This window comes from Hypericibacter terrae, from assembly GCF_008728855.1.
Taxonomy (GTDB): domain Bacteria; phylum Pseudomonadota; class Alphaproteobacteria; order Dongiales; family Dongiaceae; genus Hypericibacter; species Hypericibacter terrae.
Window position 1 is genome coordinate 4,323,083 of record NZ_CP042906.1, and the last position, 26,015, is coordinate 4,349,097.

Annotated in this window: 27 protein-coding genes; 14 read left to right on the plus strand and 13 right to left on the minus strand. The window is 67.2% G+C overall.

Annotated elements, in window-relative coordinates; all coding sequences use genetic code 11:
• The first annotated feature begins 13 nt into the window (after nucleotides 1-13).
• Genes FRZ44_RS19880 through FRZ44_RS19890 form a run of 3 tightly spaced genes read left to right on the plus strand, consistent with a single transcriptional unit; the run spans nucleotide 14 to nucleotide 1,442 of the window.
• Nucleotides 14-577: an RNA polymerase sigma factor gene (locus tag FRZ44_RS19880; RefSeq protein ID WP_151178812.1), complete on the plus strand. Its 564-nt coding sequence runs from the start codon at nucleotides 14-16 to the stop codon at nucleotides 575-577.
• Nucleotides 574-1,005, plus strand: coding sequence for a hypothetical protein (locus FRZ44_RS19885; RefSeq protein WP_151178813.1), 432 nt, complete (start codon nucleotides 574-576; stop codon nucleotides 1,003-1,005). The genes FRZ44_RS19880 and FRZ44_RS19885 overlap by 4 nt, the downstream gene beginning before the upstream one ends.
• Nucleotides 999-1,442: a periplasmic heavy metal sensor gene (locus FRZ44_RS19890; protein WP_151178814.1), complete on the plus strand. Its 444-nt coding sequence runs from the start codon at nucleotides 999-1,001 to the stop codon at nucleotides 1,440-1,442. Before FRZ44_RS19885 ends, FRZ44_RS19890 begins: the two co-directional genes overlap by 7 nt.
• Nucleotides 1,443-1,538: 96 nt before the next feature.
• Here FRZ44_RS19890 and FRZ44_RS19895 read toward each other — a convergent pair whose 3' ends face one another.
• The 3 genes from FRZ44_RS19895 to FRZ44_RS19905 all read right to left on the minus strand — a co-directional run bounded on the left by FRZ44_RS19895 (nucleotide 1,539) and on the right by FRZ44_RS19905 (nucleotide 5,321).
• On the minus strand, nucleotides 1,539-2,951 hold the full coding sequence (locus FRZ44_RS19895; RefSeq protein ID WP_151178815.1) for a sensor histidine kinase: 1,413 nt from the start codon (nucleotides 2,949-2,951) through the stop codon (nucleotides 1,539-1,541).
• Nucleotides 2,938-3,615 (minus strand): winged helix-turn-helix domain-containing protein, encoded by a 678-nt coding sequence (locus FRZ44_RS19900; protein ID WP_151178816.1) that lies wholly within the window; start codon nucleotides 3,613-3,615, stop codon nucleotides 2,938-2,940. Before FRZ44_RS19900 ends, FRZ44_RS19895 begins: the two co-directional genes overlap by 14 nt.
• A 203-nt stretch (nucleotides 3,616-3,818) precedes the next feature.
• Complete coding sequence (locus tag FRZ44_RS19905; protein ID WP_151178817.1) at nucleotides 3,819-5,321, minus strand: DegQ family serine endoprotease; 1,503 nt, start codon at nucleotides 5,319-5,321, stop codon at nucleotides 3,819-3,821.
• A 327-nt stretch (nucleotides 5,322-5,648) separates the two neighbouring features.
• Between FRZ44_RS19905 and FRZ44_RS19910 the strand changes: the two genes are divergently transcribed.
• The gene (locus tag FRZ44_RS19910; RefSeq protein WP_151178818.1) at nucleotides 5,649-7,052 is read left to right on the plus strand and encodes an MFS transporter; all 1,404 of its coding nucleotides are present in this window, start codon (nucleotides 5,649-5,651) and stop codon (nucleotides 7,050-7,052) included.
• Nucleotides 7,053-7,073: 21 nt separating this feature from the next.
• Here FRZ44_RS19910 and FRZ44_RS19915 read toward each other — a convergent pair whose 3' ends face one another.
• Nucleotides 7,074-7,721, minus strand: coding sequence for a glutathione S-transferase family protein (locus FRZ44_RS19915; protein ID WP_151178819.1), 648 nt, complete (start codon nucleotides 7,719-7,721; stop codon nucleotides 7,074-7,076).
• A 159-nt stretch (nucleotides 7,722-7,880) separates the two neighbouring features.
• Between FRZ44_RS19915 and FRZ44_RS19920 the strand changes: the two genes are divergently transcribed.
• Nucleotides 7,881-8,180, plus strand: coding sequence for a hypothetical protein (locus tag FRZ44_RS19920; protein WP_151178820.1), 300 nt, complete (start codon nucleotides 7,881-7,883; stop codon nucleotides 8,178-8,180).
• A gap of 27 nt (nucleotides 8,181-8,207) precedes the next feature.
• Here the strand turns inward: FRZ44_RS19920 and FRZ44_RS19925 are convergent, their stop codons facing one another.
• The 3 genes from FRZ44_RS19925 to FRZ44_RS19935 all read right to left on the minus strand — a co-directional run bounded on the left by FRZ44_RS19925 (nucleotide 8,208) and on the right by FRZ44_RS19935 (nucleotide 10,048).
• On the minus strand, nucleotides 8,208-9,095 hold the full coding sequence (locus tag FRZ44_RS19925) for a calcium-binding protein (protein WP_151178821.1): 888 nt from the start codon (nucleotides 9,093-9,095) through the stop codon (nucleotides 8,208-8,210).
• Nucleotides 9,096-9,245: 150 nt separating this feature from the next.
• Nucleotides 9,246-9,485: a DUF2188 domain-containing protein gene (locus FRZ44_RS19930; RefSeq protein ID WP_151178822.1), complete on the minus strand. Its 240-nt coding sequence runs from the start codon at nucleotides 9,483-9,485 to the stop codon at nucleotides 9,246-9,248.
• An 89-nt stretch (nucleotides 9,486-9,574) separates the two neighbouring features.
• A complete protein-coding gene (locus FRZ44_RS19935; protein ID WP_225308357.1) occupies nucleotides 9,575-10,048 on the minus strand; it encodes a cupin domain-containing protein in 474 nt (157 codons plus the stop codon).
• A 275-nt stretch (nucleotides 10,049-10,323) separates the two neighbouring features.
• Between FRZ44_RS19935 and FRZ44_RS19940 the strand changes: the two genes are divergently transcribed.
• The 3 genes from FRZ44_RS19940 (at nucleotide 10,324) to FRZ44_RS19950 (ending at nucleotide 13,992) form a co-directional block, all read left to right on the plus strand.
• Complete coding sequence (locus tag FRZ44_RS19940; protein ID WP_191908206.1) at nucleotides 10,324-12,945, plus strand: helix-turn-helix transcriptional regulator; 2,622 nt, start codon at nucleotides 10,324-10,326, stop codon at nucleotides 12,943-12,945.
• An 89-nt stretch (nucleotides 12,946-13,034) separates the two neighbouring features.
• On the plus strand, nucleotides 13,035-13,307 hold the full coding sequence (locus FRZ44_RS19945) for a DUF4242 domain-containing protein (RefSeq protein WP_151178824.1): 273 nt from the start codon (nucleotides 13,035-13,037) through the stop codon (nucleotides 13,305-13,307).
• A gap of 163 nt (nucleotides 13,308-13,470) precedes the next feature.
• The gene (locus FRZ44_RS19950) at nucleotides 13,471-13,992 is read left to right on the plus strand and encodes a methylated-DNA--[protein]-cysteine S-methyltransferase (RefSeq protein WP_151178825.1); all 522 of its coding nucleotides are present in this window, start codon (nucleotides 13,471-13,473) and stop codon (nucleotides 13,990-13,992) included.
• 172 nt (nucleotides 13,993-14,164) lie between these two features.
• On the opposite strand, the gene radC is transcribed toward FRZ44_RS19950, so the two are convergent.
• On the minus strand, nucleotides 14,165-15,106 hold the full coding sequence (gene radC / locus FRZ44_RS19955; protein ID WP_225308358.1) for a RadC family protein: 942 nt from the start codon (nucleotides 15,104-15,106) through the stop codon (nucleotides 14,165-14,167).
• Nucleotides 15,107-15,214: 108 nt separating this feature from the next.
• On the opposite strand from radC, the gene FRZ44_RS19960 reads away from it, so the two are divergent.
• From FRZ44_RS19960 to FRZ44_RS19970, 3 genes are all read left to right on the plus strand, one after another.
• Entirely contained in the window at nucleotides 15,215-15,571 is a 357-nt protein-coding gene (locus tag FRZ44_RS19960; protein WP_151178826.1) for an ArsR/SmtB family transcription factor, read from the plus strand.
• Nucleotides 15,549-16,028 carry an SRPBCC family protein gene (locus tag FRZ44_RS19965; RefSeq protein WP_151178827.1) on the plus strand — a complete coding sequence of 160 codons (480 nt, stop codon included), beginning with the start codon at nucleotides 15,549-15,551 and terminating at the stop codon, nucleotides 16,026-16,028. Before FRZ44_RS19960 ends, FRZ44_RS19965 begins: the two co-directional genes overlap by 23 nt.
• A gap of 118 nt (nucleotides 16,029-16,146) precedes the next feature.
• Nucleotides 16,147-16,443, plus strand: coding sequence for a hypothetical protein (locus tag FRZ44_RS19970; protein WP_151178828.1), 297 nt, complete (start codon nucleotides 16,147-16,149; stop codon nucleotides 16,441-16,443).
• On the opposite strand, the gene FRZ44_RS19975 is transcribed toward FRZ44_RS19970, so the two are convergent.
• From FRZ44_RS19975 to FRZ44_RS19985, 3 genes are all read right to left on the minus strand, one after another.
• On the minus strand, nucleotides 16,425-18,113 hold the full coding sequence (locus tag FRZ44_RS19975) for an NAD-dependent malic enzyme (protein WP_151178829.1): 1,689 nt from the start codon (nucleotides 18,111-18,113) through the stop codon (nucleotides 16,425-16,427). The two genes, FRZ44_RS19970 and FRZ44_RS19975, sit on opposite strands and share 19 nt — an antisense overlap.
• 153 nt (nucleotides 18,114-18,266) lie before the next feature.
• Nucleotides 18,267-18,914: a dimethylsulfonioproprionate lyase family protein gene (locus FRZ44_RS19980; protein WP_151178830.1), complete on the minus strand. Its 648-nt coding sequence runs from the start codon at nucleotides 18,912-18,914 to the stop codon at nucleotides 18,267-18,269.
• A gap of 51 nt (nucleotides 18,915-18,965) precedes the next feature.
• Nucleotides 18,966-20,267, minus strand: coding sequence for an NAD(P)/FAD-dependent oxidoreductase (locus tag FRZ44_RS19985; protein ID WP_151178831.1), 1,302 nt, complete (start codon nucleotides 20,265-20,267; stop codon nucleotides 18,966-18,968).
• Nucleotides 20,268-20,531: 264 nt separating this feature from the next.
• On the opposite strand from FRZ44_RS19985, the gene FRZ44_RS19990 reads away from it, so the two are divergent.
• A complete protein-coding gene (locus FRZ44_RS19990; protein WP_151178832.1) occupies nucleotides 20,532-21,164 on the plus strand; it encodes an antibiotic biosynthesis monooxygenase family protein in 633 nt (210 codons plus the stop codon).
• A 120-nt stretch (nucleotides 21,165-21,284) separates the two neighbouring features.
• Entirely contained in the window at nucleotides 21,285-22,199 is a 915-nt protein-coding gene (locus FRZ44_RS19995; protein ID WP_151178833.1) for a DMT family transporter, read from the plus strand.
• Nucleotides 22,200-22,204: 5 nt separating this feature from the next.
• Here the strand turns inward: FRZ44_RS19995 and betC are convergent, their stop codons facing one another.
• On the minus strand, nucleotides 22,205-23,743 hold the full coding sequence (gene betC / locus FRZ44_RS20000) for a choline-sulfatase (RefSeq protein ID WP_151178834.1): 1,539 nt from the start codon (nucleotides 23,741-23,743) through the stop codon (nucleotides 22,205-22,207).
• 144 nt (nucleotides 23,744-23,887) lie between these two features.
• On the opposite strand from betC, the gene FRZ44_RS20005 reads away from it, so the two are divergent.
• Nucleotides 23,888-24,847, plus strand: coding sequence for a LysR substrate-binding domain-containing protein (locus FRZ44_RS20005; RefSeq protein ID WP_151178835.1), 960 nt, complete (start codon nucleotides 23,888-23,890; stop codon nucleotides 24,845-24,847).
• Between the two features lie 119 nt (nucleotides 24,848-24,966).
• On the opposite strand, the gene FRZ44_RS20010 is transcribed toward FRZ44_RS20005, so the two are convergent.
• On the minus strand, nucleotides 24,967-26,010 hold the full coding sequence (locus FRZ44_RS20010) for a zinc-dependent alcohol dehydrogenase (RefSeq protein ID WP_151178836.1): 1,044 nt from the start codon (nucleotides 26,008-26,010) through the stop codon (nucleotides 24,967-24,969).
• Nucleotides 26,011-26,015 lie beyond the last annotated feature (5 nt).

Sequence of the window (26,015 nt, forward strand, 5' to 3'; positions counted from 1 at the left end):
AACCGGAGAATCGATGGACCCGGCCGAGGACGAAGAACTGATGCTGGCGAGCGGACGCGGCGATCGTGCCGCCTTCGCGAAGCTGGTCCGCAACCATCTGGGACGCTCGAACGCGATTGCCGTGCGCATGCTTGGCAGTGCGGCCGAGGCTGAAGAGGTGGTGCAGGAGGCCTTTCTGCGGGTCTGGCAGAAGGCGCCGACCTGGCGGAAGGACGGCGGTGCGCGCGTATCGACCTGGCTGGCGCGCGTGATCGTGAATCTCTGTATCGACCGGCGCCGGCGGGCACGGTCCGTACCGTTGGAGGAAGTGCCCGAAATGGCCGATACCGCTCCCGGCGCCGATGACGTCCTGGCCTTGGAAGAGCGTCGCCAGCGCGTCGCGGCGGCGCTGGCTGAGTTGCCCGACCGGCAGCGCGCGGCGGTGGTGTTGAGTTACTACGAAGGACTGAGCAATGCCGAAGTGGCCGGCGCGCTGGAAATCAGCGTCGGCGCCGTGGAATCGCTGCTGGTGCGGGCGCGCCGCAGCCTAGCCGGGTTGCTTGCCGATCTGGCCCGGACGGAAGGAGTCGTGACATGAATACAAAACGCCTCGAACAGATCCTTGCGGCCTATGGCGCCAAGTCGGAGCGCTGGCCGGAGGCGGAAAGGCCGGACGCGTTGGCGCTGCTGGCGCGCGACGCACAGGCGCAGCAATTGCTGCGCGATGCCCGCCGGCTCGACGGCCTGCTCGACAGCCTGCCGGTGTCGGAACCCACGCTCGACGCCTCGAGCCTGGCAGCGCGCTTGAGCGAACGCCCGCAGGAAACGGCCGGGGTTCGATCGCCGGCCGCGTCGCGCCCGCGCTGGCACATTCCCTTCATCATGCCGAACCTCATCGGTCTCGCCGCGGCGGCGGTCGCCGGATTCTGGATCGGTTGGACCAACCCCGGCACCGATAACACGCAGGTTGCGGAGCTCGTGCCCTATGTCGCCGACATGAACGGCGAGGAGAGTTTGCCATGGTAAATTTCCTGAAGCGCAACGCCAATTGGATCGCGGTCGCGTTGCTTGTCTCGCTCGGCGCCAACCTCTTTCTCGGCGGCATGATAGCCGGCCGGATCCTGCATCGCGGCTTTGGCGGCCCCCGCATGGAAATGATGGGCGGCGCGGGCCAGGTGAACTGGATCGTGAAGCGCATCGCGGAGGATCTGCCTCAGGCGCAGCAGGACGTGTTTCGCGACGCGATGAACGCACGCAAGGATCAGCTGGTCACCATGGGCAAGGAATTGCGCGACGCGCGCGAGGCGGTCAAGGCGGCGATCGAGACGAAGCCCTTCAACCGGGCGGCCTATGACAGCGCCGCGACCACGATGAGCCAGCGCCAGACCGCGTTCAGCGCCGAGCTTGCCGACGCGGTCGGCGACTCCATGGAGCTGGCCGCCGGAAAGCCGGCCGGGAACTAACTTCCGGACCGGGGCCCGCGGGGACGCGGGCCCGTAAGGACGGACTGATCGCAAATCGCAGGGTCGGCGCCCTTCCGGCGCCGCCCCGGCCGCTCCTCAGCGTGCCGTCAGGCGGCGGGGCTCGCTCTTGCCCTCGTCGATCACCATCGGGAACCGGACCCGAACCAGCAAACCCGGCGCATTGTCGCCGAGCTCGAGCTCGGCGTTGTGGAGATGCGCGATCGCCTTGACCAGCGGCAGCCCCAGCCCGATGCCCGGCGTGGTCCGGCTCTCGTCGAGCCGCACGAAACGCTCGAGCACCCGCTCCCGGTCCTTCTCGGGAATGCCGGCGCCGCGGTCGGCGACCACGATCTCGGGCTTGCCATCCACGCGGCTGACGCCGATATCGATCCGGCCGCCATCGGCGCCATATTTAATCGCGTTGTCGAGCAGATTGGCCAGCACCTGGAACAGCAGCTGCCGGTCGCCCTCGACCGTCGCCGGTTCCTCGACCGTCAGAGAGAGGCTCACGCCCCGCTCCTCGGCCACGGGCTCATAGAGCTCGACCACGTCGCGCGCGAGCCCTCCCAGTTCCACCGGCTGGCGTTCGATGCGCGAGGCGCCGGCTTCGGCATCGGCGATCGCCAGCAGTGCCGAAAAGGTGCGCAGCAACTGGTCCGATTCGCCGATCGCCCGCTCGATCGCCTGCCGGCGTTCGTCCTCGGAGGCATCGGCCAGCGCCAGCTCGAGCCCGTTCTTGAGCCGCGACAAAGGCGTGCGCAGATCGTGCGCGATATTGTCGGTGACGGTGCGGATGCCGGCCAGAAGCCGCTGGATATCGTCCAGCATGGCATTGAGGTTCTGAGACAGCCGGTCGAACTCGTCGCCGCTCCCCGACACCGCCATGCGATGCCCGACCTCGCCCGCCCGGATGCGATCGGTCGAGCGGTTGATCGCCTCGATACGGCCGAGGAAGTTGCGGCTGGCGATGAAGCCGACCGCGAGCCCGAGGCCGACGGTGACAACGATGCCCCAGAGGCTGGCATTGATCAGCGCCGACCGCAGCCGCGCCTCGGTGCTCATATCCTGCCCGACCAGCAGGTGATAATTGTCCGGCAGGAGCACATGGATGGCGCGCGCGCCCAGCACCTTACGCTGGCCCGCCACGTTGCGTTCGATCGTGAAGTCCAGCCAGGGTCCCTCATGCTCCCCGGCCGGCGGCCAGTCGGTGAGATTGCCGGCGAGCGGCGTGAAGGTCGGGCCCGCCAACAGATAGATGCCGTCGCCGACGCGGTCCGGCCGCACCCGCTCGGCGATGACAAGGCTCAGGCCCCCCGGCCCGAACCGGCGGAACTGCTCAGCCAGCAGGTTGGCTTCGGCCAGAACCGTCTCGCGCCGTTCGCGCGCGAGCATGAACTCCATGGTCCAGAACGTCACCCCGGCCAGCGAGATCGCCGAAACGCTGAACAGCGCCGCGTAGGTCAGCGCCAGCCGGAAGGTACTGGTGGCGAGGAACCTAGGAAGCGGCACGCAGCGAATATCCCGCGCCTCGCACCGTGTGCAGCAGCGGCCGGTCGAACCCCTTGTCGATTTTCTGTCTCAAGCGACTCACATGCACATCGATGACGTTGGTCTGTGGGTCGAAATGATAGTCCCAGACGCTCTCGAGCAACATAGTGCGCGTGACCACCTGGTCGGCATGGCGCATCAGGCATTCCAGCAGCTTGAACTCGCGGGGCTGCAGGTCGATCTCCCGGCCGGCCCGTTTGACCGACCGCTTGAGAAGATCCATCTCCAGATCCGCCACCTTGAGCAGCGTTTCGGCCGTCGAGGCCTTGCGCCGCCGACCCAGCGCCTCGAGCCGGGCCAGAAGCTCGGAGAAGGCGAAGGGCTTGGTGAGGTAGTCGTCGCCGCCGGCCTTGAGGCCCTTGACCCGGTCATCGACCTTGTCGAGCGCGCTCAGGATGAGAACCGGGGTTTCGACATCAGCCGCCCGCATCGCCTGTAGGACCGAAAGCCCATCGAGGCCGGGCAGCATGCGGTCGAGCACGACCGCGTCATAGTCCCCGCTGGTGGCCAGATAGAGACCGTCGCGTCCGGTGGCGGCGTGGTCCACCACATGCCCGCTTTCCGACAACGCTTTCGAGACATAGGCGGCAGCCGCCTGATCGTCCTCGACGAGGAGAATTCGCATGGTCAGCTGTGAGTCTATCAACCGGGCCAAGGCTCCGGAAGGGGTGGGATAAGGAGGGGTGGGAGCAGGCGCCGCCGGATCGGATGCCAGGGGCGCTTTCGTCTCGGAGACGGTGGAAACGCCACGGACCGGGGCGATATCGCCCCGGTCCGCAGTCTCCATCGGATCCGGCTTTGAGCCAGGAACCGTCATTTTGACCTCGTTTATGCGTCGGACAAGTCGAGTGCCAGGAACAGATCGTCCCCCTGGCGGCTGATCAGCATCAGAACCGACTTCTTCTGGTCTTTGCGGGCCTGCTCGACGAGCCGGTCCACATCGGCTGGATTCTTGATGCTGCTGTCGGCAACCCGTTCGATGACATCGCCGGGCCGCAGCCCCTGCTCCGCCGCCTTGCCGTCCTGATCGACATCGGCGATCAGGGCACCATCAACCGAGTCGGGAATTTCGAACTGCGCGCGGACATCGTGGTCGAGAGCGACCAGACGAAGCCCGAGCAACTTCTCCGCGGCGCCCGGCGCCGTCTTGCTGTCCGTCGGGGCATCGGCCGCAGCCACCTTCGCCTCGGTCGGCAGATGCCCGATCGTGACATCGACCGTCTGATGCTCGTGGTTGCGCAGGACTTCGACCTTGGCGGTGCTGTCGGCAGCGGCAGAAGCGACCAGACGCGGCAGATCCCGCATCTTGTCGATTGCCTGGCCGTTGAAGCTCAGCACCACGTCGCCGGCCTGGAGCTTGCCATTGGCAGGCCCTTTGCTGTCGACGGCAGCCACCAGCGCGCCCTTGGGCTCATTGAGACCCATCGCCTGGGCAAGCTCCGGCGTCACTTCCTGGATGCGCACGCCGAGCCAGCCGCGCTCGACCTTGCCATGCTCCTTGAGCTCGGCAATAACCGGCTTGGCGAGGTTCGACGGGATCGCGAAGCCGATGCCGACGCTGCCGCCGTTCGGGGTGGCGATGGCGGCGTTGATGCCCACCACCTGGCCGGCCATGTTGAAGGTCGGGCCGCCCGAGTTGCCCTGGTTGATCGACGCGTCGATCTGCAGGAAGTCGTCGAACGGACCCGAGCGGATGTCACGACCGCGCGCCGAGATGATGCCGGTCGTCACCGTGCCGCCGAGGCCGAACGGATTGCCGACCGCGAGGACCCAGTCGCCGACGCGGGTCTGATCGGAATCGCCGAACGAGACATAGGGCAGCGGGGTTTTGCTCTCCACCTTGAGAAGCGCCAGATCGGTCTTCTCGTCGGTGCCGATCAGCTTCGCCTGGAGCTGCAGGCCGTCGGCGGTCGTCACTTTGATGTCCGTGGCGCCGTCGATCACATGATTGTTGGTGACGATGTAGCCGGAGGGATCGACGATGAAGCCGGAGCCCAGCGCCGTCGCCTTGTGCTTGCTGCCGTTATGGTCCTGCTCCTGCTGACCATTGCGGAAATGCTTGAAGAACTCCTCGAAAGGCGAGCCCGGGGGGAAATGGAAGGGCATCTCTTCCGGCATGCCGCCGCTGTTGTCCGTGACGTCCTCGACGGCCGCGATATTGACGACGGCGGGAGTCACCTTCGCGGCGAGATCGGCGAAGCTTGCCGGCGAATCGGCGCGGGCAACGCCGGATTGCAGCGCAAGCGCCGCAATGCCGGCCGCCAGCACTGCGTTCCGCAGCGCCGGCGCCGTCACGCGCGCTCGGACGAAGCGGATAAGGTTGGTAGACATCCTGGGGACCTCCTGTAGGGGATTGCCATCCGGGGCCGTTTGGCCATGGGGGGCGGATGGCGTTCCTCAACAGATAATCGGGTGCGCCTGACGGGCCGATTTCCCAGGGGTTAATTCTGGTTCATGATTCGAGCCCTAAAAACGGCTGATTTCCGCCATTATTTCATGAACATCGACGATATCGGCCCCCGCAGTTAATGTTGGAAGCGGCAGTCGGGCTGCCGGGTCGGGTCCCGCGTACCGCGATCATCGACCTGCAACGCGGCCCGCGTTAATCTTTGACCGACTGGTCAGGCCCCTGACCGGGCCCCCATCTGACCGGAAGTCATGTCGGCAAAATCCTCTCCTTGGACGGTGCTGTTCCGCGACGGTCGCGGCATCTATGTCGTCGCGCTCAATCTCGGAATCGGCCTGCACGCGATCGACGTCTTCGTCATCTCGACGGTGATGCCCGCGGTCGTGCGCGATCTGGGCGGCGTCGCCTTCTATGCCTGGGCCACCATGCTCTACATGATCGCGTCGATCATGGGCGCGGCCAGCGGCAACACGCTGCGGGCCGCGGTCGGCGCGCGCAACGGCTACACGCTGGCGGGCCTGATCTTCCTGGTCGGCACCATCGGCGCCGCGGCGGCGCCGTCGATGGCGACACTGCTCGGGGCGCGCTTCGTGCAGGGCCTTGGCGGCGGACTGATCGTCGCCCAATCGATGGGTTTGATCCGCGAGCTCTTCGACGAGAGCGTGCGCACGCGAGCGCTCGCCACCGTCTCCGGCGTCTGGGGCGTGGCCGCGTTGCTGGGCCCCTTGCTCGGCGGCCTGTTCGGCGAATTCGGCTGGTGGCGCGGCGCCTTCGTCGCGACCCTCCCGCTGATCGCCGTCTTCGTCATTCTCGCCTGGCGGATGCTGCCGCCTTCCGAACGGGCGCACACCGTGCCGCATTTGCCCTTCCGCCGCCTGCTGCTGCTCGGCGGCGGCGTGCTCGCCGTCGGCGTCGGCGGCACCACGGGATCCCTGCCGCTGGAGCTGGCGCTGCTGCTCGTCGCCTTCTTCATGGTCTATCTGACTTTCAAGCTCGATGCGGAAGCGGAGATCCCGCTGTTTCCCTCACGCGCGATTTCGCTCAATCACAGTGTCGGCATCGCCTTCGCGATGTTCTTCCTGATGTCGATCACACACAGCGCGGCCGGCCTGTTCCTGCCGCTGGTGCTCCAGGTGGTGCATGGGGTGGGGCCCCTTGCCGCCGGCTACTTCACGGCGATTCTTGCCGTCAGCTGGACCATCGCCTCGGTGGGGACCGCCAGCTGGAAGGGCCGCGCCGAAGTCCTGGCGCTGGTCTGGGGACCCGCCTTTGCCGCCATGGCCCTCGCCGTGGTGGCGATCGGCCTGCCCTGGCTGCATCCGATTGCGATCGGCGCCTGCATGGCTGTCACGGGCCTGGGCATCGGCGCCTCGAGCCTGCATCTGACCGCGGCCACGATGGCGGGAGCGCTGACGGGCGAGGAAGCCCGCACCGCCTCGACCATTCCCACGGTGCGCATGCTGGGCATCGCCTTCGGTTCCGCCAGCGCCGGTCTGCTCGCCAATCTCGCGGGCCTGGCCAGCGGCATCACGCTCGCCAACGTCCAGGCGGCGGGCACGATCGTGATCGGCGCCGCCGCCGTCGCGGCGGCCCTGGTGTTCCTGCTGGCGCTGCGCCTCCTGGTGCAGCGGCGCGTCGCGGCGCTCGCTGAATAGGCAGGAATGTAGGCGGTTGCGTCAGGTTTGGGTCGTTTGCGGTACCGTCTCCAGCATGGCCGGGCGCTTCAGGATGCTTTCCCACCAGGCCGTCAGCTTGGGCAGCCGCCCCATGATCACCTTGCCTTCGGGCGTCTTCCCGAAAAAGCTGATCATCGGTGCTAGATAGAGGTCGGCAAGGCTGACGGCGCTGCCGACCAGGAAGCCGCCATCGGCCATCAGGCCTTCGACCACGGTCAGGCAGTGCTGCGCTGGCCCGGCCGCCTTGCGCAGATCGGCAATATCGAGCTTCTGACCCAGGAAGGCTTCCTTGACGCGCAGCGTCACGATCTCGCTGATGATCGGCCCATAGCCATGCATCTCGATGATCGAGACGAGCTGGTTCATCCGTGCGGCGTCCTTCTTGTCGGTCGGCTGGAGCTTCGGCCCCTTGAAGGCGTCGTCCACGTAGCGCGCGATGGCGCTGGTCTCGTAGAGAGTGAAGCCATCATGCACCAGGACAGGAACTTGCCCGAAAGGCTGCAACTTCAGGAAATCCGGCTTGCGATTGACGCCGCGCAGGATATCCACGGGCTCCAGTTCGTAACCGACGCCCTTCTCGACCAGGCAGAGCCGGATCGTGCGCACCTGTGTGCTGTAGTCGGGACCGTGCAGGATCACTTTGGCCATGGTCGCATCTTCCCCTTCGGTTTCGGTCCACCCCAGACCGCCGTCAGCGCCAGTTTTGGCGCGCAAAGCCTAAGAAGCTATTGCCATGGCGGTCAATTGCCGATCGGACGGGCAGGGATTAAACTTGGACCCTGCAGCAACGGCCTTCGGATCCGGGTCATGGCCGACAATTTCGACTTCCTGGACGCCGCCTCGGACGGCACCGCCCTCCAGACCCGCGATCGTCGCGCCGTGCGGATCGACAGGGTCGCGGCCGGCGAAGGCCTCATCTTCGGCGAGGTGCCGATGCATGGCGCCTGCTGCTGGCGTGCCGACGGCCGCTACAAGGAGGCGCCCTTCGGCGCTCCGGGTCCGCTCGATCTGGTGCCGCCGGCGGCCGGCAATGCCGCCGCCCAGCCGCGCGCCTCGCTCAAGGATGCGCTGGAGGATGGCGAGGGCCGCCCCTTCTGCTGCGACTGATCGGATGCCCCGGGAGGCGGCCATCGCTCAGCCGGTCGGCTTCACCACCTTGAAGCGCCAGGGCGCTCCCTCCTCGAAGATCACATAGCGCCCGATATAGCGGCGATGGATATGACCGACCTCGAGGAAGTCGGCATTCTCGCGCGAGGGCTTGTAGGTCTCGAAGCAGCGCATGACGCCGAGGGTGGCGGCGCTTTCGAGCGCGCCGGCAAAGGCGTCGGAGCGGTCGAGGAAGTAATCCTGGGCCGCGAATTTGCGCATCTGCGCGTCGTTCAGGAAGAAGCAGCCGGCATGCGGATTGTTGACGCGCTGGAAGCCGATGCGCCGGTTGAAGGCCTTGCCCTCGATGCGCGGCCGCCGGGTGATGTCCTGATAGGGCTGGCTCAGCTCCGGCTTCGCCAGGTTGGCGTCGATATAGAGCTTGTGGATGCGATCGTCGATCGAGACCTCGTAACGATTGGGCTGCAGCACGGCGCGCTCGCCGCCGAGCGACTGGAACCAGGCCAGCTTGTCGAAGAACATCGGGTCGGGGACCAGCAGGTCGTCTTCCATGAAGCCATACCAGTCATACTGCCCCAGCCCGTCGCGCAGGACGGCGTGGGCCTCGTAGCCCAGCAGCATCGGCTGCGCCGAGGTCTCGTGCTGGCGGAACAGATTGGCCGGCAGGGCCGGGATCAGGTGATCGCTGCCGGTGGTGCAGAGCACGATGTCGAGCCGGGCGCTGTTGGCGCCATTGGTCTCGTAGAGGCAGCGCCGCGGCGGATCGAGCAGGCCCTGGCGCGGGCCGAAATTCTGATGCAGCGCCGCCATGGCCTGCACCAGCGCGTCGATGCGGGGCTGTGGATCGGGCCGATGCGAACCGTAGAAGCCGTGGCTCGGCTTGTAGTAGTGGGGGATCGCGATCAGGATCCGCATGACGTTTTCTTTCCGGGTGCCCCTGCCGAATCGCAGCCTTCCGCGGCCGCGGTGGCACTATAGCTTGCGCGCCGGCGATGCCGAAGGGTTCGGAAACGGGTGACGCCCGGCGAGGGAAAGAGTCAGGCGGCGGGAGAGAAGCGGAAGGGCTCAGCCCTTGACGTCAGTCTCGGGGCGATCGTCGCCCTTCGACAATTCCTCATGCCAGTGGCCATCCTTGTCTTCGTAGGAGATGCCCGTGGTGTTGCCGGCGACCACCTGTTCCTTGGCCGCGCGCTCGGCCGCCCGGCGGGCGACATCGTGCGATTCGAAGGTCTCCGAGAACACCCCGTCGACCTGATAGGCCCAGCCGCCGTCATGCTGAACGATCTTGTAGGTGACTTTGGTCATACGTCTCTCCTGGCGAGGAAGGGGTCCATCATTGGCGGGCCGAAGCTCGAGCGCAAGTCGGCCGGGACGTTCCGGCGCCGCACCGACCCTCAGGTCTTGTCATTCTCTCCGGCGGCATTCCGCTTTCGCGGATCGTCCGCCTCATCCACATAGTCGAGCCCGAGGGGGCCTTCGCCCGTGACCTGGGTGACGTACTCGCCGGATTTCGCATAATGGAAATGGGCGGTATTCCCCGGCAGCACGACAACGCTCCCCGGCGGATAGGGTTTCAGCTTCTCACTGTCGAAATTCTCGCCGAGCCCGATATAGAACATTCCTGACATGACGGTATAGATCCGATCCTCGGGATGCGAATGCGGCAGGAGCTTCACGCCCGCGGGCACCTTGACGCGAACGACATAGGGGCCGGGCTTGCCGATGTCGCCGACCAGGACAGCCAGGCGGGCGGTCGCCGGAAATGCCGGGAACGACCGCCACTGGATGGCGTCGGGAACCAGTCCGCCGAAAACTTTCAGCGGCAGGCTGCCGGCGGGGGCGGACTCCGGCGCCTTGGCATGATCCATCGATCGTCCCTTTCTCCTGTGCGGCTATCGGCAAGCGCCGATCCTGTCGGCGCGGAGCGCTCGCCCAATGCGGTTTCTGGTCTCGCGGATCGCTGGACGTGCTCGGAGACCTCGATGCCGTCGCTCGCTTCACTTTCAGGCCTCATTGAACGCCCGGCCGGTGCGGCATGTCCATGATCTTGCAGGGGCCTGCATGACCTCACGCGAATTTGCGGGCTCATCCGGACGGGCGCCTATAAACTGGCGGCTCTCCTCGAGATCCGCTTGGAATGCCCATGGATCTGCTTGAACGCCAAGACGATCTGCAATTGCTCGGCCGCGCCCTGGATGACGCGGTCGCCGGTTGCGGGCGCATCGCGCTCGTCAGCGGCGAGGCCGGCATCGGCAAGACCTCCTTCGTCGAGCGCTTCCTCAACACCCGTGGTCGGGGGATGCAGGTCCTCAAGGGCAACTGCGATGCGCTGTTCACGCCGGCCCCGCTGGGCCCGCTCTACGACATCGCGCGCCAGTCGGACGGACCGCTGCTGTCGCAGCTCGAGAGCGACACTTCGCATGGAACCGTCTTCTCGACCCTGCTGGATCGGCTCCGCGGCTCGACCAGGCCCGTCCTCCTCGTCATCGAGGATGTCCATTGGGCCGACGAGGCGACCTACGATCTGATCGTGTTTCTGAGCCGGCGCATCGCGCAGGCCAAGGTCCTGTTCATCCTGACCTACCGCGACGACGAGGTCGGGCCCAAGCATCCCTTGCGCGTGCTGCTGGGCGACCTGGCGATGCTGCGGACCGTAGTCCGCATCGAGCTGGCGCGCCTGACGATCGAGGCCGTCCGCACCCTGATCGCGGATCGGCCGATCGACCCCGCGTCGCTGCATGGGCAAACCTCGGGCAATCCCTTCTTCGTCACCGAGGTTCTCGCCCATGCGGGACGCGGGATCCCCAAGACGGTGCGCGATGCCGTGCTGGCGCGCGCGGCAAGACTGAGCGCTGCCGGCCGGCATGTCCTCGAGGCCGCTTCGGTGATCGGCGGCCGGATCGACCATGCCGTCATGGACAAGATCCTCGGCGGCGAGGCCGAGGGCCTGGCCGAATGCATGAAGCTCGGCATGCTCGAGGCGACGGAGATCGGCGTGGCCTTCCGCCATGCGCTGGTGCGCGACGCGATCCTGTCGGACCTCGACTCCCGGCGGCTCCGGGAGTTGAACCGGATGGCACTCGACAGACTGCGAGGGGCCGGCGCCGGGCGCGGCGATCCGGTTCTCCTGGCGCATTGCGCGGAAGGGGCCGGCGACGGCGACGCCGTCATCGAGTTCGGAGGGGCCGCCGCGCGCGCGGCCGCCGCTGTCGGCGCTCATCGGGTGGCCGCCGCGCAATATCGACGCGTCCTCGGCTTCGCCGGCGCTCTGGCACCCGGCGATCGGGCGCCGCTGTTCGAGGCCTATGCCGAGGAATGCGCCATCGTCGACGACCTGGCCGAAGCCAGCCATGCGCTGGGCGAGGCGGCCGAGCTGTGGCGACAGGCGGGCAATCGCCTCAAGGAAGGCGAGGCCCTCGCCGCTCTCGCCTGGCCCCTGGTCCGCGGTGGCCGAAACGCGGCGGCCGAAGAGTCGAGCCGTCGCGCGATCGAACTGCTCGAATCCCTGCCGCCGACGCGCCAGCTGGCCGCGGCCTATCGGATCCAGGCCCATCTGCGAATGCTCGACCGGGACCACCAGCTGGCGGTCCGCTTCGGCCGGAAGGCGATCGAGCTGGCCACCCGCTTCCAGGACGATGCCACCCTCGCCGCCGCCGAGCTGGTCGTGGGATCGGCGATGCTGGTGACGGGAGACGAGGAGGGCCGGCCTCATCTGGATCGGAGCCTGGTCCTCGCCCGACAGGCCAATCTGGATTCGCTTGTCGGGCTCGCCTACCTCAATCTCGGCTCGTCCTATGGCGAGCAATACCGGTTCGCCGAGGCGGAACGGCATCTCACCGAGGGGCTCGACTACACCGGCGATTGCGATCTGGACCATGCCGGCCATTACATGCGCGCCTGGCTCGCCCTGACCCGGCTCTATCAGGGACGCTGGAGCGAGGCCAGCGACCTCGCGACCGCCGTGGTCGAGCTCCCGCGCGTCGCCGCCGTCAGCCGGATCATGGCGCTGGCGGCGCTGGGCCGCGTGCGCGTCCGGCGCGGCGATCCCGGCGCCGCAGCGGCCCTCGACGAAGCGCTCGATCTGGCGCTGCAGACGAACACGCTGCAGCGCTTGGCGCCGGTGCGGGCCGCCCGCGCCGAAGCCGCCTGGCTTTCCGGAGAGCGCGAACGCGTCATGGTCGAAGCGACCGCGGTCTATGACCTCGCCATCGGCCATCGCCACCGCTGGCATGCGGGCGAATTCTCCTTCTGGCGCTGGCGCGCGGGCGAGTCCGTTGCCGTGCCGGAATGGAGTGCCGCGCCGTTCCTGCTGCAGATCAAGGGCGATTGGCAGGGGGCGGCCGAGACATGGGAGCAACTGGGCTGCCCCTATGAGCAGGCCCGTGCGCTCGCCGATGGCGATGAAGCGGCCCGGCTGGCCGCCCTTGAGATCTTCGATCGGCTGGGCGCCGGCCCTGCGGCGGCCGCCCTTCGCCAGCTGATGCGCGGCGAGGGGGTACGCTGCATTCCGCGCGGTCCCCGGTCCAGCACGCGACGCAATCCGTTCGGGCTGACCGCGCGCGAGATGCAGATCCTGGGCTGCCTTTCCGATGGGCTTTCCAACGGTCGCATCGGGACGCAGCTCCATATCTCCCCCAAGACCGTCGATCACCATGTGTCAGCGGTGCTGGCCAAGATCGGCGCCTGCACGCGCGGCGAAGCCGCCCGCATCGCCCGCGAGCAGAACCTGCTGCCGCAAAATAGGGAGGTGACGGCCGCAAAATAGGGAAGTCCTCCCGATGCGAACGGGCGCCCGCGTCGCCTAGCTTGGCCGCGCCATCATCGGCTCACCGCCGCAACCAGGAGAGACATCCCATGCCCCGTTACCTCATCGAACGCAATTTCCCCAACGGCCTGGGCCTCGCGCCCAACCAGCAGGGATGCGACGCGGTCACGACCGTCGTGGCCAACAATGCCCAGCAGGGTGTCACCTGGATCCACTCCTACGTGACGACCGACAAGAAGAAGACCTTCTGCATCTATGACGGTCCCACGCCGGAGGCCATCCGGAAGGTCGCCGAGCGCAACGGACTGCCGGTCGACCGCATCACCGAGGTTCGCGTGCTGGATCCCTATTTCAACATGTAGGACCGGCCCGGACCCACTGCTCTCCCTCGTTCCCGCCTGCTATCTTCGTCACCCCTTCTCTCGGCATCCGAGAGAAGGGGTGGCCGGATTCAGGCGCAAGAATCGGGACGCTTCGGCTCTCGGCTTGGCCTCTACTCGCGAGAGAATTCGAAGGAGCAGAGCGATGGCGAAGAACCCCGCGCAGAAGGCCTATGTCTACAAGATGATGAAGTCTCCGGTGGGAGAGCTGAAGCTGATCGCCTCGAAGGACGGCCTGGCGGCGATCATGTGGGAGGACGACTGGCGCGTGCGCCTGAACGTCGTCGCCGAGGACCGGAAGCATCCGGTTCTTCGCGAGACCGAGCGCCAGCTCAAGGAATATTTCGCCGGCCGGCGAAAGACATTCGACCTGAAGCTCGATTTTGCGGGCACCCCTTTCCAGAAGAAGGTCTGGCAGGCGCTGCTCACCATTCCGTTCGGCGAGACCCGCTCCTACGCGCAGATCGCGAAGCAGGTCGGCAAGCCCAAGGCCGTGCGCGCGGTCGGCGCGGCCAATGGCAGAAATCCCATCTCCATCGTCGCCCCCTGCCACCGCGTGATCGGATCCTCCGGCGCCCTCACCGGCTACGCCGGCGGCCTCGAGGCGAAAGCCCATCTGCTAGGGCTGGAGGACGCGCTGCCCAAGACGCAGCATAAGGCGGCGTAGCGTTTCGATACCTCTATCCCCTCCCCCTTTGAGGGGGAGGGCAGGGAGGGGGTGGCCCGGTCCACGATCTCGTCAGGATGCGAAGGGGCCAATACCGAGCAGCCCCCTCCCCAACCCTCCCCCAAAAGTTGGGGGAGGGGATTCTTCATTTTCTCAGCCCGCCGTCATCCAATCACCGCGGCAGCTTGCCCGCCTGCCGCAGGCTGATATGCCCGCCAGGCCCCACGATCAGATGATCATGCAGCGCGATGCCGAGCGGCTCGGCCGCCCGCATGATCTCGCGCGTGATCTCGATGTCGCCGGTCGAGGGCTTCAAGTTGCCGCTGGGGTGGTTGTGGACCAGCACCAGGCCGACCGCGCCCAGATTGAGCGCCCGCTGCAGGATCTGGCGCGGATAGGCCGCGACCTCGTTGACGGTGCCGGTCTGCTGCAGTTCGTCGGCGATGAGCCCATGGCGCTGGTCGAGGAACAGCACGCGGAACTGCTCGATCGGGCTGTTGCCGATCACCGTGCGGCAATGTTTGGCGACCTTGTCGATCGAGTTGAGGATCGGGCGCTCCTTGAGCTCCTCGCGCCCGAGCCGCACGGCCATCTCGGCGATGGCGCGCAGATTGACGATGGTCGAGAGTTTCACCAGCTCGAAGCCGGCAAGCTCCTCGTCGCGCGCCGCCAGCACGCCGCCGAGACTGCCGAACCGCTCCAGCAGCGCCTTGGCCAGCGGCTTGACGTCCTTGCGCTCGATCGTCGCAAAGAGCAGCAGCTCCAGCAGCTCGTAATCGGGCAAGGCGCCGAAACCACCCTCCTTGGCGCGTTTGCGCAAGCGCTCGCGATGGCCCCAGTAATGCGGCCGGTTCGGTTTTTCCGGCGGCGGCCCTTCCGGAATCGGCAACAGCGCGGCCAGGCGCGCGGTCGGATTCTCCGCTTCGAACACCCAGACGCGCGCCAACTTGTCCCACTGGCCGCCGAGGTCCTGCAGGGCCTGGCGATGAGGATAAGTGTCGCCCTTGACCGCGAAGCGCTCCGTTGCGCCGCCCGGCATGGGCTCGACCGAAATGCCGATGCGCTCGAGCGCACCCGCTGCCCCCTCCCCGGTCGATCCATCCCCCGCCGCCATGCCCGCAACGGTTGCGCGACCCGGCCCCGGGGGTCAAGCGGTGCTTGACGGGGGCGGTTTTCCTCTATATCAAACCATTCGGTTATATAACTAATTGGTTCCATATACATGACCACCGACCGCCTCAGCCTCACCTTTGCGGCCCTCGCCGACCCGACCCGGCGCGCCATCCTCGCCCGTCTTGCCCGAGGCAAGGCCAGCGTGACGGAGCTGGCCAAGCCCTTCCCCATGAGCGGCCCTGCGGTCGCCAAGCATCTGAAGGTACTGGAGCGGGCCGGCCTCATCGTGCGCGGCCGTGAGGCGCAATGGCGTCCGAGCGAGCTTGAGGCCCGTCCGCTGAAAGACGCCGCCGACTGGCTCGAAGGCTACCGGCAGTTCTGGGAAGCCAGCTTCGACCGGCTCGAGAGTTACCTGAGCGAACTGCAGATGAAGGAGAGCAAGAATGGCCGCAGGAAAAAGCGCTGAAGCGATCGGCGAACCGGCCGATCGCGTCCTCGTCATCACGCGCGTCTTCGATGCGCCGCGCAGCCTCGTCTATCAGGCCTTCGCCGATCCGAAGCATGCGCTGAAATGGGGGGGCCCGCCCGATTACCCCGCGGTTCATGTCGAGGGCGATCTGCGGCCCGGCGGGAAATGGCGTACCTGCCTGCGCGCCCTCGATGGCAGCCGCGAGCTCTGGCAGGGCGGCGTCTATCGCGAAATCGTGCCGAACGAGCGGCTGGTCTACAGCTTCGCCTGGGACCAGGAAGATGGCAGCCCGGGTCCCGAAACCCTCGTCACCGTCACTTTCGCCGATCAGGGCCGCAAGACACTGGTGACCTTCCGCCAGGCCGTCTTCAACACCAAGGAAAACTGCGACGGGCATCGGAGAGGCTGGAACGGCGCATTCGACCGCCTGGCGGACCATGTCGCGCGGCGCTGAACGGCCATCGCGACGGCGGAGGCGAGCGATCAGCCAAGGGCCGGTTCCACGCCCCCGGTTGCGGCGGCACCGTCCCTGGCTAGAATGAGCCCCAGCGTCCCTTGAGAGAGCCGGTCCGATGTGCTGCGCGCTTGCCGCCCTGCTCCTCGCTGCCCTGGCCGCCTGGCGGCGGATCTCCAGGGCCGCCTTCGATTGGCGGCCGCGGGTGCGATGGGTGGCGGCGGCCCTGGCTCTCGCCATCGCCACGGGGGAGGGCTCGGCCCTGGCGGCGCATCATCTAGGCCATTACGAAGCCCGCGCGACAGCCAACGACCGCAGCCTGCTCGCCGAGATCTGGGCGCAGCCGATCTGCAGCGGCAGCGCCTCGACCGGTCATGCGAGCCTGAGGGCCCCCGCCTATCTCGACCGGCGATAGGGACGATAGACCGGCTCCCAGCGTTTCGCCGCGATCAGCCGATCGAGTTCTTCATCCTCGAATCCGGCGCAAAGCCCGTCGGCCCGCGCCTGAAGCGCCACGGCCCGCGCGACGGCAACCGCAACATCGCGCAGGCCTTCGACCGGCGGCAGCAGCTTGGGATGCGCTTGCGTGGCTTTCGGTGCCAGCGCCGCCAGCGCCCTCGCCGCCGCGACGAACATGGCGTCGCTGATGCGCCGCGCGCCCACCGCATGCACGGCGAGCCCCACGCCCGGGAAAATATAGGCGTTGTTGGTCTGATTGACGGTGACCGGCTGGCCATCGATCACCACAGGCGGAAAGGGACTCCCGGTCCCGATGAGCGCGCGGCCCCCGGTCCATCGCGCCAGATCGGCCGGCGTCGCCTCGCAGCGCGACAGGGGATTGGACAGCGGAAAGATCAGCGGCCGTTCGACCGAGTCCGCCATGCTGCGGATGATGTCCTCGGTGAAGGCCCCGGGCTGCCCCGAAACCCCGATCAGGACGGTGGGCCGCACATTGCGAACGGTGTCGAGCAGGTCGATGCGATCGGGCCGCGCCAGCTGCCAGCCGGCGACGGCCGCGCGCGACTTCACGAAAGGCGCCTGGAAGCTCTGCAGATCGGCCATTCCTTCGACCAGGAGGCCATGGCGATCGACCGCGAAGAATCGGTCCTGCGCCTCCCGGCGCGTCAGCCCTTCATGGACCATCAGATCCAGCAGCATCCGGCCGATTCCGCTTCCGGCCGTGCCGGCGCCGAACAGGACGAAGCGCTGGTCGCAGAGCGATATCCCGCTGACCTTGGTGCCGGCCAGCAGGGTTGCCGCCGCGACCGCCGCGGTTCCCTGGATGTCGTCATTGAAGCTGCAGAGCCGGTCGCGATAGCGCTCGAGCAGGGGCCCTGCATTGACGCGGGCGAAATCCTCCCATTGCAGCAGCACCCGCGGCCAGCGCTTCGTCACCGCCGAGATGAAGGTCTCGATGAAGGCGTCATAGTCCGCCCCCCGCACCCGCTCATGCTTCCAGCCCATATAGAGCGGGTCGGCGATGCGCTCGGCATTGTCGGTGCCGGTGTCGAGCAGGATCGGCAGCGTCGTCGCGGGGTCGAGGCCGGCGCAGGCGGTATAGATCGAGAGCTTGCCGATCGGGATCCCCATGCCGCCCGCTCCCTGGTCGCCGAGGCCGAGGATGCGCTCGCCGTCGCTCACCACGATGGTCTCGATCCTGTCGTAGCGGGGATGCGCCAGGATCTGGTTGATGATGTCGCGATGCGGCCAGCTCAGGAACAGCCCGCGCGGGAAATGCCAGTAGTGGCTGAACTGCTCGCAAGCCTGGCCGACGGTCGGCGTATAGATCAGCGGCAGCATCTCCGTGAGATGGCGCGTCAGCAGCGCATAGAACAGAGTCTCGTTCGCATCCTGCAGGCCCCGCAGGAAGACATAGCGATCGAGATCGCGCGTGAAGGCCCGCACCGCCTGCAGGCGCCGCGCGACCTGCGCATCGAGCGTGCCCACCCGCGGCGGCAGCAGCCCATGGAGCGAAAACGCCGTCCGTTCCTCGTCGGTGAAGGCCGTTCCCTTGTTCAGAAGCGGGTTGGTCAACAGAACGGCGCCCTCGATATCGACCTCGAGGGGAATCTGGTCGGAACTCATGCGATCGCCTTCTGCCCTTGGGGGCCACCCGCTGAAACAGCGCACCGGCACGGGGTCCCCATCAAAGCGCTCGCGGGTCCTTCGCGTCAAATCTTGCGATGGCCAGCGCGCCACCGTGCCGACGGGGAGCGGGTCCCGCGAGGATTATCTGGCCTAAAGCTCCGCCGGAGGAACAAAGGGACCCGACCTGACGAACACCACCTCGGAGTGCAGGTGGCTGGTCCAGAGCCAGACCGACAGCAGGGGCCGCTCGTTGGTCTGCATCGCGTGTCGGGCGCAAGATTTGTGATAGACGCTGTCGCCCGGCCGCACCGCGAACCAGGGTTTCATATCCACCTTCCAGTCGCCGTCGCCGCCGACGATCCAATAGCTTTCCTCCGCGAGATGAGCATGCGGCGGGTAGTAGGTGTCGGGCCCCTGCAGGCTGAAGCCCGCGCTGATCTTGTCCGAAGGCAGCAGCCCGCCCTCGCCGATGATGACGGTGGCGGCGAAGTTCGGCATGAAGGCCGCCAGATCGGGCGCGGTCCAACGTTCCTTCGGGTTCATGAACCAGGTGACCTGGCCGGTCGCCGCGCTCAGCGCGCGACAGGCGCGATGAGAGGCCGAGCCCTGGAGCCCCGCATTGGCGCAGGCCGTTTCGAGATGCTGATCGACGACGGGGCAGCTCTGGGGCGCAGGCTCGTTCAGCCTGCCCGCCCAATCCACAGTCTCCAGGGCGAACCTCGCCGTCCGGGCCAAGGGTCCACCGGATGCGGCGGCAGCGGTGAAGATCCCGGCCATGGCTTCGATCAGCGGATTCATCAGGCTCTCTCTCGTGAATTGGCGTAGGGCGACTGAGACAGGGAGACGCCGTCAGAGCCCGCGCCGGTCTTCCCAGTCGAATTTCGCGACGGCCAGCGGCCGGAACCAGGGCCAGCCCCGGTAATAGAATTTCGTCGGGAAGCCTTCTGCGTCGAAGGCGGTGCGGGCGTCGTTGGCCCGCAGGAGACGCTGGGCCAGTTTGTAGCCGAACCAGCTCCCCATCGGCACGCCGGCGAAGCAATAGCCCGCGCCGTAATGCATCCCGTCATGGCTGCCGATATGGGGCCACATGTCGAAGGTGGCGGCGCATTGCCCGGTCCAGACATGGGCGAGCCTGGCCGCTTTGAGGTCGGGCAGGATCTCGTCCATCCGCCCCTTGAGGCGCCGCGCCTTGGCCTTGAGATCGCGGGTCGGGCTGCCGGTGCGCCAGCCCAGCAGCAGCCGGTCCTGGTCCGGCGCGCGGCGCCAGTAAGTGAGGTTGTTGTTCCAATCGTGATAGGTGCGGTTGGTGGGCGCCACGCGATCCAGAAGCTCGCGCGGCAGGATCTCGGTCGCCACCATGAAGCCGTTGAAGGGAACCAGCCGGCGCTGCAGCCAGGGCGTGGCGCGTCCGGTATAGCCGTTGGTCGCGATCGCGACTTCGCGCGCCTTCAGACTCCCTCGCGCGGTCGTCACCGTGAAGCCGCCGGCGTCGCGCGCGATGGCCGTCACGGCGGCGCGATCGTAAAGCCCGGCGCCGGCGCGCTCGGCCGCCGCGATCAGCCCGTTGACATAGAGCCCCGGATGGATCGAGCCCATCTCGGGAATCATCACGCCGCCCTGGAACAAGTCGGAGCCCGTCTCGCGATGCTGTTCGGCCTTCGGCACCATGGCGAAATCGTCGCCCAGATGGCGCTGCTTGATGGCGAGCTCGCGCGCCATCCCGTCATAGTGCCGCGGGCTCAAGGCCGCCATGAAGCGGCCGCTGTGCCGCAGATGGCAGGAGATGCCCTCGCGTTCGACCAGCTCATAGACGAAATCATAGGCCGTGCGCGCATCGCGATAGATCGCAAGCGCGCCTTCGAGCCCGCGGGAATCGATCAGCGAGCTGAAGCTGTGCTTGAGGGTGCGGCCGACATAGCCGGCATTGCGCGAGCTCGCCCCCTCGCCCAGCCGCTGCGCCTCCAGGACCGCGACCTTGCGCCCGGCCCGCGCCAGGGTCAGGGCGGCGACCAGCCCGGTGAAGCCGGCGCCGACGATGGCGACATCGACCTGCGCCGGCAGCGCCTGAAGCGGCCGCTCCGGCCGCGGCGCAGCCTCCCACCAGTAAGGCGTCTCCTTGAATCCGGCCGCAAAGATGTCGTCGCCTGCCATGCCCGTCCCTCCTGCCGTCCCGCTCTTCTAGCAGGGACGGTTGGGCATCGTCCATGTGCCCCGGCCATGCCGGTTCCGCTCTCATTCTTCGGCCTAGACCGAAGCAATAGAGGCGGACCGCCTTCGATCTTTCGAGTCATGCTGTGGCTTCCAGACACCCATGCATCTCGAGAGCAGCCACTATGCGCTTTACCGTGAAACGGAGCCGCATCTTCTAGGGCAAGATGCCGCGCCAATGATCGGGAATGCGAGAAGGAGTCTCAAATGTTAGCCGTTATCTTCGAAGTCTGCCCGAAAGCCGGTCACTGGGACGACTATCTGGGATATGCCCGACTGCTGAAGCCGGAGCTGGAGGGAATCGACGGCTTCATCGAGAATGAGCGCTTCGCGAGCAAGCGCCGTGAAGGGTGGCTGGTTTCGCTCTCCACCTGGCGCGACGAGAAAGCCCTGGTCCGCTGGCGCACCCATGCGCTGCATCATGACGTGCAGATGAAGGGCCGAACGGAGGTGTTCCGCGACTATCACTTGCGTGTCGGCGAGATCACCGCCGATACGCGCCTGCCGGCCGGCGCCGGATTGGAGCAGCAACGGTACGACGAAACCGCGGTCGGCAGCGCGAAGATCGCCGTTCTGACCGAGATACCGCTCGACCAGGCTGGTGCCGCAGAAGGGGCGGATCTGGCTGCGGTCGAATGGGATCTTTTCGAGAGCATTACCCGGCCGGGCCGAGCCCTGATCTTGAGTTTCTGGCGCAATGCGGAGGCCGCCGGCGGCTGGCTGGCACGGCCGGCGCTGCGGCAGCGGACGGTGCGGGTCATTCGCGACTACGGCATGTTCTCACGCGCCGAGGCCCCGCAATATTATCCTCCCATCTCCCCTGCCACGCCGCAGGAGTGACGCCGCTCGACGCTTGTCCGCAAAACTCTGCTAAACTTGCCGCTCGGGTCCGGCGGCCCGAGGTCTTGCGTATCGAACGCGCATCGCGTACCGCCGTGGGTCGGGGGACCAGGCGGATCGATGAGTGCAAGTGGGTTCAATCGCCGCGACTACGCCAAGGGCGTCGCGGCCGTGCTGACTGCGACTTTGTTCTGGTCGCTCTCCGGTCTCTTCATCCGGGTCATCCCGAACGCCGACGTCTGGCAGATCACGGCCGGGCGCGCGATCACCATGTCGCTGGGGCTGCTGCTGTTCCTGCTGGCGATCTATGGCCGCGGGACGTTTGCGCGCTTCCACAAGATTGACCGCTGGGCGCTCTTGGGTGCCGCCGGATTCTTCGCCGTCGGTTCCACGCTCTATATCGTGTCGCTGACCCTGGCCGGCACCGCCAACGTCGCCTGCCTCTCCAATCTGACGCCGATCTTCGCCCCACTCCTGGCGCGCGTCGTCATCGGCGAGCGCACCGGACCCGCGACCTGGTTCGCGGCGGCGCTCGCGATCGCCGGAGTCTTCGTCGTGTTCGGCACCGACTTCACGCAAGGCAGCGCGCTCGGCAATGCGCTCTCGCTCGTGGTCGCCTTCTGCTTCGCGGCCCAGACCGTCTGGCTGCGGCGCTATCGCGACATCGACCTGGTCCCGGCCGTCTGCCTCGGCGGCATCGTGGTGTTCCTGGCGGTCGCGATCTTCCATGGCGGCCTCGCCATGTCGCTCGAGACCATGGCCTGGATCGCGCTGATGGGCTTCGTGCAGCTGGCCTTCCCGCTGGTTCTCTACACCCGCGCCGCGCGCTGGGTGCCCGCCGTGCAGCTCACGCTGTTCGCGCTGCTCGACGTGATCCTGAACCCGTTCTGGACCTGGCTCGTGGTGGACGAGCATCCGAGCCTGAACGCGGTCTTCGGCGGCCTGCTGATCCTGGCCGGGGTCCTCATCAGCGTGATCGCCGTGCGCAGAACCTTGCCCGGCACGCCCGCTCTCGAGCCCGTCGGCGAACGCTGACGCGCCTAGCGCCGCTCCGGCGGCGTCTCGACATGGGGCAGGCGCGAGCGATATTCGAGATCGTCCAGCTTCAAGTGATTGCGCATATAGCTGACCGAAGCGTCGCGCATCGGCTGGAAGTCCCACGAGGTGTGCTTGCCGGTCATGAGCGCCGCCGCCACCATGCGCCGCCGCCGCTGACTCGCCACGACGTCCTCGCGCAGGCGCGCCATGTCCCAGCGCTTCGCCGCCTCGGCGCGATAGGCCGCGAGTTTTCCCGCCCAGGCGGGATCCGCCGCCAGATTGCGGCGCTCCTGGCGGTCGCTGGCCAGATCGAACAGCTGATCGGGATCGGAGGGGGTCGTCACGAACTTCTCGCTGCCGCGGCGGATCATCGTCAGGGGCGCGATGGCGCCTTCGCCCAGATATTCGCCGATGACCTCGTCATGGCCGCCGGTGCCGGAGAGATGCGGCAGCAGCGAGCGGCCGTCGATGGGGGCGGCGTAATCGGGACGCTGCCCGTCATGGGCGATCTCGGCCAAGGTCGGCAGCAGGTCGGCCAGCGACGTCGCCTCGCGCACGCGATGCGGCCGGAAGCCGCCGGCGCCCGCGACAATGAGGGGAATGCGGCAGGCATTCTCGTACCAGTTCATCTTGTACCAGAGCCCGCGCTCGCCCAGCATGTCGCCATGGTCGGCGGTCAGCAGGACGATCGTCTCCTCGCCCAACCCAACCTCGTCCAGGGCCTGCAGCAATCTCCCCACCTGGTCGTCGACGAAGGCGATCGAGCCGTAATAGGCGCGCCGCGCGGCCCGGACATGCGCCTCGGTCATCTCGTAGCGATCCATGTCCGAGACATGGCGCAGCCGCCTGGCATGCGGATCGAGCGGCACGTCGCCGGCGCGTACCGCCGGCATATCGATGTCTTCGTCGCGATAGCGGTTCCAATGCTCCGGCAGGATCGCATAGGGGTCGTGCGGATGGGTCATCGAGACCACGAGGCAGAAGGGCCGCTCGTCGGTGCCGCGGGCGGCGTCGTGGATATAACGCCGCGCCGCATAGACGGTCTCTTCGTCGAAATCGAGCTGGTTCGAGCGCGTGCAAGGGCCGGCCTGAATCACCGAGAGCATGTTGTGATACCAGGAGGGCCGGGTCTCGAAATCCTCCCAATCCGGGAACCAGCCATAGTCGGCCGGATAGATATCGGTGGTGAGCCGCTCCTCGAAGCCATGGAGCTGGTCGGGCCCGCAGAAATGCATCTTGCCCGACAGCGCGGTGCGATAGCCGGCGCGGCGCAGATAATGCGCGAAGGTGGGGATGTCGGCGGCGAAGTCGGCCGCGTTGTCATAGGCGCCGATGCGCGACGGCAGCGCGCCCGCCATCATGCTGAAGCGCGAGGGCGCGCAGAGCGGGCTGTTGGTATAGAAATTCTCGAACAGCACCCCGCGCTCGGCCAGCCCGGAAATGTTCGGTGCCTTGACGACCTTGTGGCCATAGGCCGGCAGGAAGCTCGCCGCCATCTGGTCGGCCTGCAGGAACAGGATGTTGGGCTTGCGCTTCGCCATGGGCCTCGCTCCGGACAGGGGCCCTTCCCGACCGCCCTCGGCCATCAAACTGATTTATGGCTCGAAGCCGCAGGAAAGCGCCCGATCCGGCAGTCTAGCGCGCCAAGTGCTTGACGCGGGAGCCTCCGCGGCGATGATAGGGTCATGAATGAAACTAATGGCGAAAGCAGCGGCCGCCTGCCGCCCCTGCGCGGCCTGGTCACTTTCGAGATGGCGGCCCGGCTGGGCAGTTTCACCAAGGCTGCCGACACGCTGGGCTTGACCCAGCCGGCCGTCAGCCACCAGATCCGGCGGCTGGAGCAGCATCTGGGCCGCCCGCTTTTCCGGCGCGATCACCGGGGCATCGCGCTGACCGAAGCGGGGGCGGCCCTCTTCGTCGCGGTCCAGCGCGGCCTCACCGGCATCGCCGAGGCGGTGCGCGAGATCCGCGGCACCACCGCCCAGCGGGTCGTCACCATCGCCGCCGACGTGGCGCTGGCAGGCCTCTGGCTGGTGCCGCGCCTCGCCGAGATCAAGGCGCTGCTGCCGACGGTCGAGCTGCGGATCATCACCTCGCAATGGACCCAGAACATCAACGAGATCGGCGCCGATCTCGGCGTGCTCTTCGGCGACGGCGCCTGGTTCGGCACCCGCGCCCAGCTGCTGGTGGCGGAGTACGCCTTCCCGGTTTGCGCCCCCTCGCTGCTGAAGAACGGCAAGCGTTTCACATTGGAGGAGCTGCAGCGCCTGCCGCTCCTGCATCTCGAGATGCCGGGCCCGATCAAGGGGACGAGCGAGCCCTGGTTCAAATGGGAGAGCTGGTTTGCGGCCGCGGGCCTGCCCTACCGCCCGGAGCAGCCCGGCCTCTCCTTCAACAACTACACCCTGGCGATCCAGGCCGCGATCGCGGGCCAGGGGATTGCGCTGGGCTGGCGCCCGCTGGTGGAGCAGGTCATCTCCGCTGGCCAGCTCGTGCAATGCGCCGACAAATCCTGCAGCTCGGCGCGCGGCTACCACCTGCTCCTGCCGGGCCGCGGCATGCCCGGGCCCGAGGTCGAGCGGCTGATCGACTGGCTCAAGATGGCAATGGCCGCCTCGCCGCCGATCCCGGCGCGCGACGGGTAATTTTCTTATCTCCTCCCCCGCTTGCGGGGGAGGACTAAGGAGGGGGCTGCTCGGTATCAGACATCGCGCGGTCCTCTCCCTGGCCCTCTCCCGCAAGCGGGAGAGGGGATGCGATTTTCTTACCCGATATCGAGGACCACGCGGCCGACGATCTTGCCGCGGCGCATCCGGTCGAAGATCGCGTTCACGGCCTTGAGCGGCTGCTTCTCGATCTTGGCGCGGATCAGGCCGTTGGTGGCGAAGGCCACCGCCTCGTGCAGATCCAGGCGCGTGCCGACATTGGAGCCGCGCACCGACAATTCCCAATTGGTGATGGCCGAGATCGAGGTGCGGATCTCGTCGGCCTTGCCGCCCGGCAGCCCGATATAGGAGACCGTGCCGCCCGGCCGCAGCATGCGGATCGCCTGCTCGAACGCGCGGGTCGCGACCGCCGTCACGATCGCGCCATGGGTCCCGCCGAGCTTCTCCTGGATCAGCTTGGCCGGGTCGTCCTTGCTGGCATCGGCCACGAACTCCGCGCCCAGCCGCCTGGCGAGTTTGAGCTTCTCTTCGGACACGTCGACCGCCGCGACCCGCATGCCCATGGCCCTCGCATATTGCACGGCAATATGGCCGAGGCCGCCGATGCCGACGATCGTGACCCACTGGCCGGGGCGCGTGCTGGTCCGCTTGAGGCCGCGATAGGTGGTGACGCCGGCGCAGAGGATCGGCGCCATCTCATGCATGTCGATCCGCGGCGAGAGCTTCGCCACGAAGGCCGCCGGCGCCACCATATATTCGGCATAGCCGCCGGGCTTGCTGTAGCCGGTCGCCTCGCCCTTCTGGCAGATGGTCTCCATGCCGGCGAGGCAGAATTCGCAAACGCCGCAGGCGCTGAACATCCAGGGGACGCCCACCCGCTGCCCGACCTTGAAACCGGCGACGCCGGTGCCCAGCCCCGCCACGGTGCCCGCCACTTCATGGCCCGGGATCAGCGGCAAGACCGGTCCCGGATTCCAGTCGCCATCGACGGCATGCAGGTCGCTATGGCAGACGCCGCAGGCCACCACCTTGATCAGGATCTCGCCATGGCCGGGCTCGGGAATCGGCATGGCTTCGACCTTGAGTTTCTGGCGGAGCTTGCGCAGAACCGCCGCCTTCATGCCGTTTGCTGCCCTGGCCATATGCT

Bases quoted from the DNA above. Each gene is read 5' to 3' on its own strand.
- FRZ44_RS19880 (WP_151178812.1), top strand. From the start codon at position 14: ATGGACCCGGCCGAGGACGAAGAACTGATGCTGGCGAGCGGACGCGGC.
- FRZ44_RS19970 (WP_151178828.1), top strand. From the start codon at position 16,147: ATGTGCTGCGCGCTTGCCGCCCTGCTCCTCGCTGCCCTGGCCGCCTGG.
- FRZ44_RS19950 (WP_151178825.1), top strand. From the start codon at position 13,471: ATGGCGAAGAACCCCGCGCAGAAGGCCTATGTCTACAAGATGATGAAG.
- FRZ44_RS19920 (WP_151178820.1), top strand. From the start codon at position 7,881: ATGGCCGACAATTTCGACTTCCTGGACGCCGCCTCGGACGGCACCGCC.
- FRZ44_RS19965 (WP_151178827.1), top strand. From the start codon at position 15,549: ATGGCCGCAGGAAAAAGCGCTGAAGCGATCGGCGAACCGGCCGATCGC.
- FRZ44_RS19915 (WP_151178819.1), bottom strand. From the start codon at position 7,721: ATGGCCAAAGTGATCCTGCACGGTCCCGACTACAGCACACAGGTGCGC.
- FRZ44_RS19975 (WP_151178829.1), bottom strand. From the start codon at position 18,113: ATGAGTTCCGACCAGATTCCCCTCGAGGTCGATATCGAGGGCGCCGTT.
- FRZ44_RS19890 (WP_151178814.1), top strand. From the start codon at position 999: ATGGTAAATTTCCTGAAGCGCAACGCCAATTGGATCGCGGTCGCGTTG.
- FRZ44_RS19960 (WP_151178826.1), top strand. From the start codon at position 15,215: ATGACCACCGACCGCCTCAGCCTCACCTTTGCGGCCCTCGCCGACCCG.
- FRZ44_RS19900 (WP_151178816.1), bottom strand. From the start codon at position 3,615: ATGCGAATTCTCCTCGTCGAGGACGATCAGGCGGCTGCCGCCTATGTC.
- FRZ44_RS19930 (WP_151178822.1), bottom strand. From the start codon at position 9,485: ATGACCAAAGTCACCTACAAGATCGTTCAGCATGACGGCGGCTGGGCC.
- FRZ44_RS19910 (WP_151178818.1), top strand. From the start codon at position 5,649: ATGTCGGCAAAATCCTCTCCTTGGACGGTGCTGTTCCGCGACGGTCGC.
- betC (WP_151178834.1), bottom strand. From the start codon at position 23,743: ATGGCGAAGCGCAAGCCCAACATCCTGTTCCTGCAGGCCGACCAGATG.
- FRZ44_RS19905 (WP_151178817.1), bottom strand. From the start codon at position 5,321: ATGTCTACCAACCTTATCCGCTTCGTCCGAGCGCGCGTGACGGCGCCG.
- FRZ44_RS19935 (WP_225308357.1), bottom strand. From the start codon at position 10,048: ATGGATCATGCCAAGGCGCCGGAGTCCGCCCCCGCCGGCAGCCTGCCG.
- FRZ44_RS19885 (WP_151178813.1), top strand. From the start codon at position 574: ATGAATACAAAACGCCTCGAACAGATCCTTGCGGCCTATGGCGCCAAG.
- FRZ44_RS19945 (WP_151178824.1), top strand. From the start codon at position 13,035: ATGCCCCGTTACCTCATCGAACGCAATTTCCCCAACGGCCTGGGCCTC.
- FRZ44_RS19925 (WP_151178821.1), bottom strand. From the start codon at position 9,095: ATGCGGATCCTGATCGCGATCCCCCACTACTACAAGCCGAGCCACGGC.
- FRZ44_RS20005 (WP_151178835.1), top strand. From the start codon at position 23,888: ATGAATGAAACTAATGGCGAAAGCAGCGGCCGCCTGCCGCCCCTGCGC.
- FRZ44_RS19985 (WP_151178831.1), bottom strand. From the start codon at position 20,267: ATGGCAGGCGACGACATCTTTGCGGCCGGATTCAAGGAGACGCCTTAC.
- FRZ44_RS19940 (WP_191908206.1), top strand. From the start codon at position 10,324: ATGGATCTGCTTGAACGCCAAGACGATCTGCAATTGCTCGGCCGCGCC.
- FRZ44_RS19995 (WP_151178833.1), top strand. From the start codon at position 21,285: ATGAGTGCAAGTGGGTTCAATCGCCGCGACTACGCCAAGGGCGTCGCG.
- FRZ44_RS19980 (WP_151178830.1), bottom strand. From the start codon at position 18,914: ATGAATCCGCTGATCGAAGCCATGGCCGGGATCTTCACCGCTGCCGCC.
- FRZ44_RS20010 (WP_151178836.1), bottom strand. From the start codon at position 26,010: ATGGCCAGGGCAGCAAACGGCATGAAGGCGGCGGTTCTGCGCAAGCTC.
- FRZ44_RS19990 (WP_151178832.1), top strand. From the start codon at position 20,532: ATGTTAGCCGTTATCTTCGAAGTCTGCCCGAAAGCCGGTCACTGGGAC.
- radC (WP_225308358.1), bottom strand. From the start codon at position 15,106: ATGGCGGCGGGGGATGGATCGACCGGGGAGGGGGCAGCGGGTGCGCTC.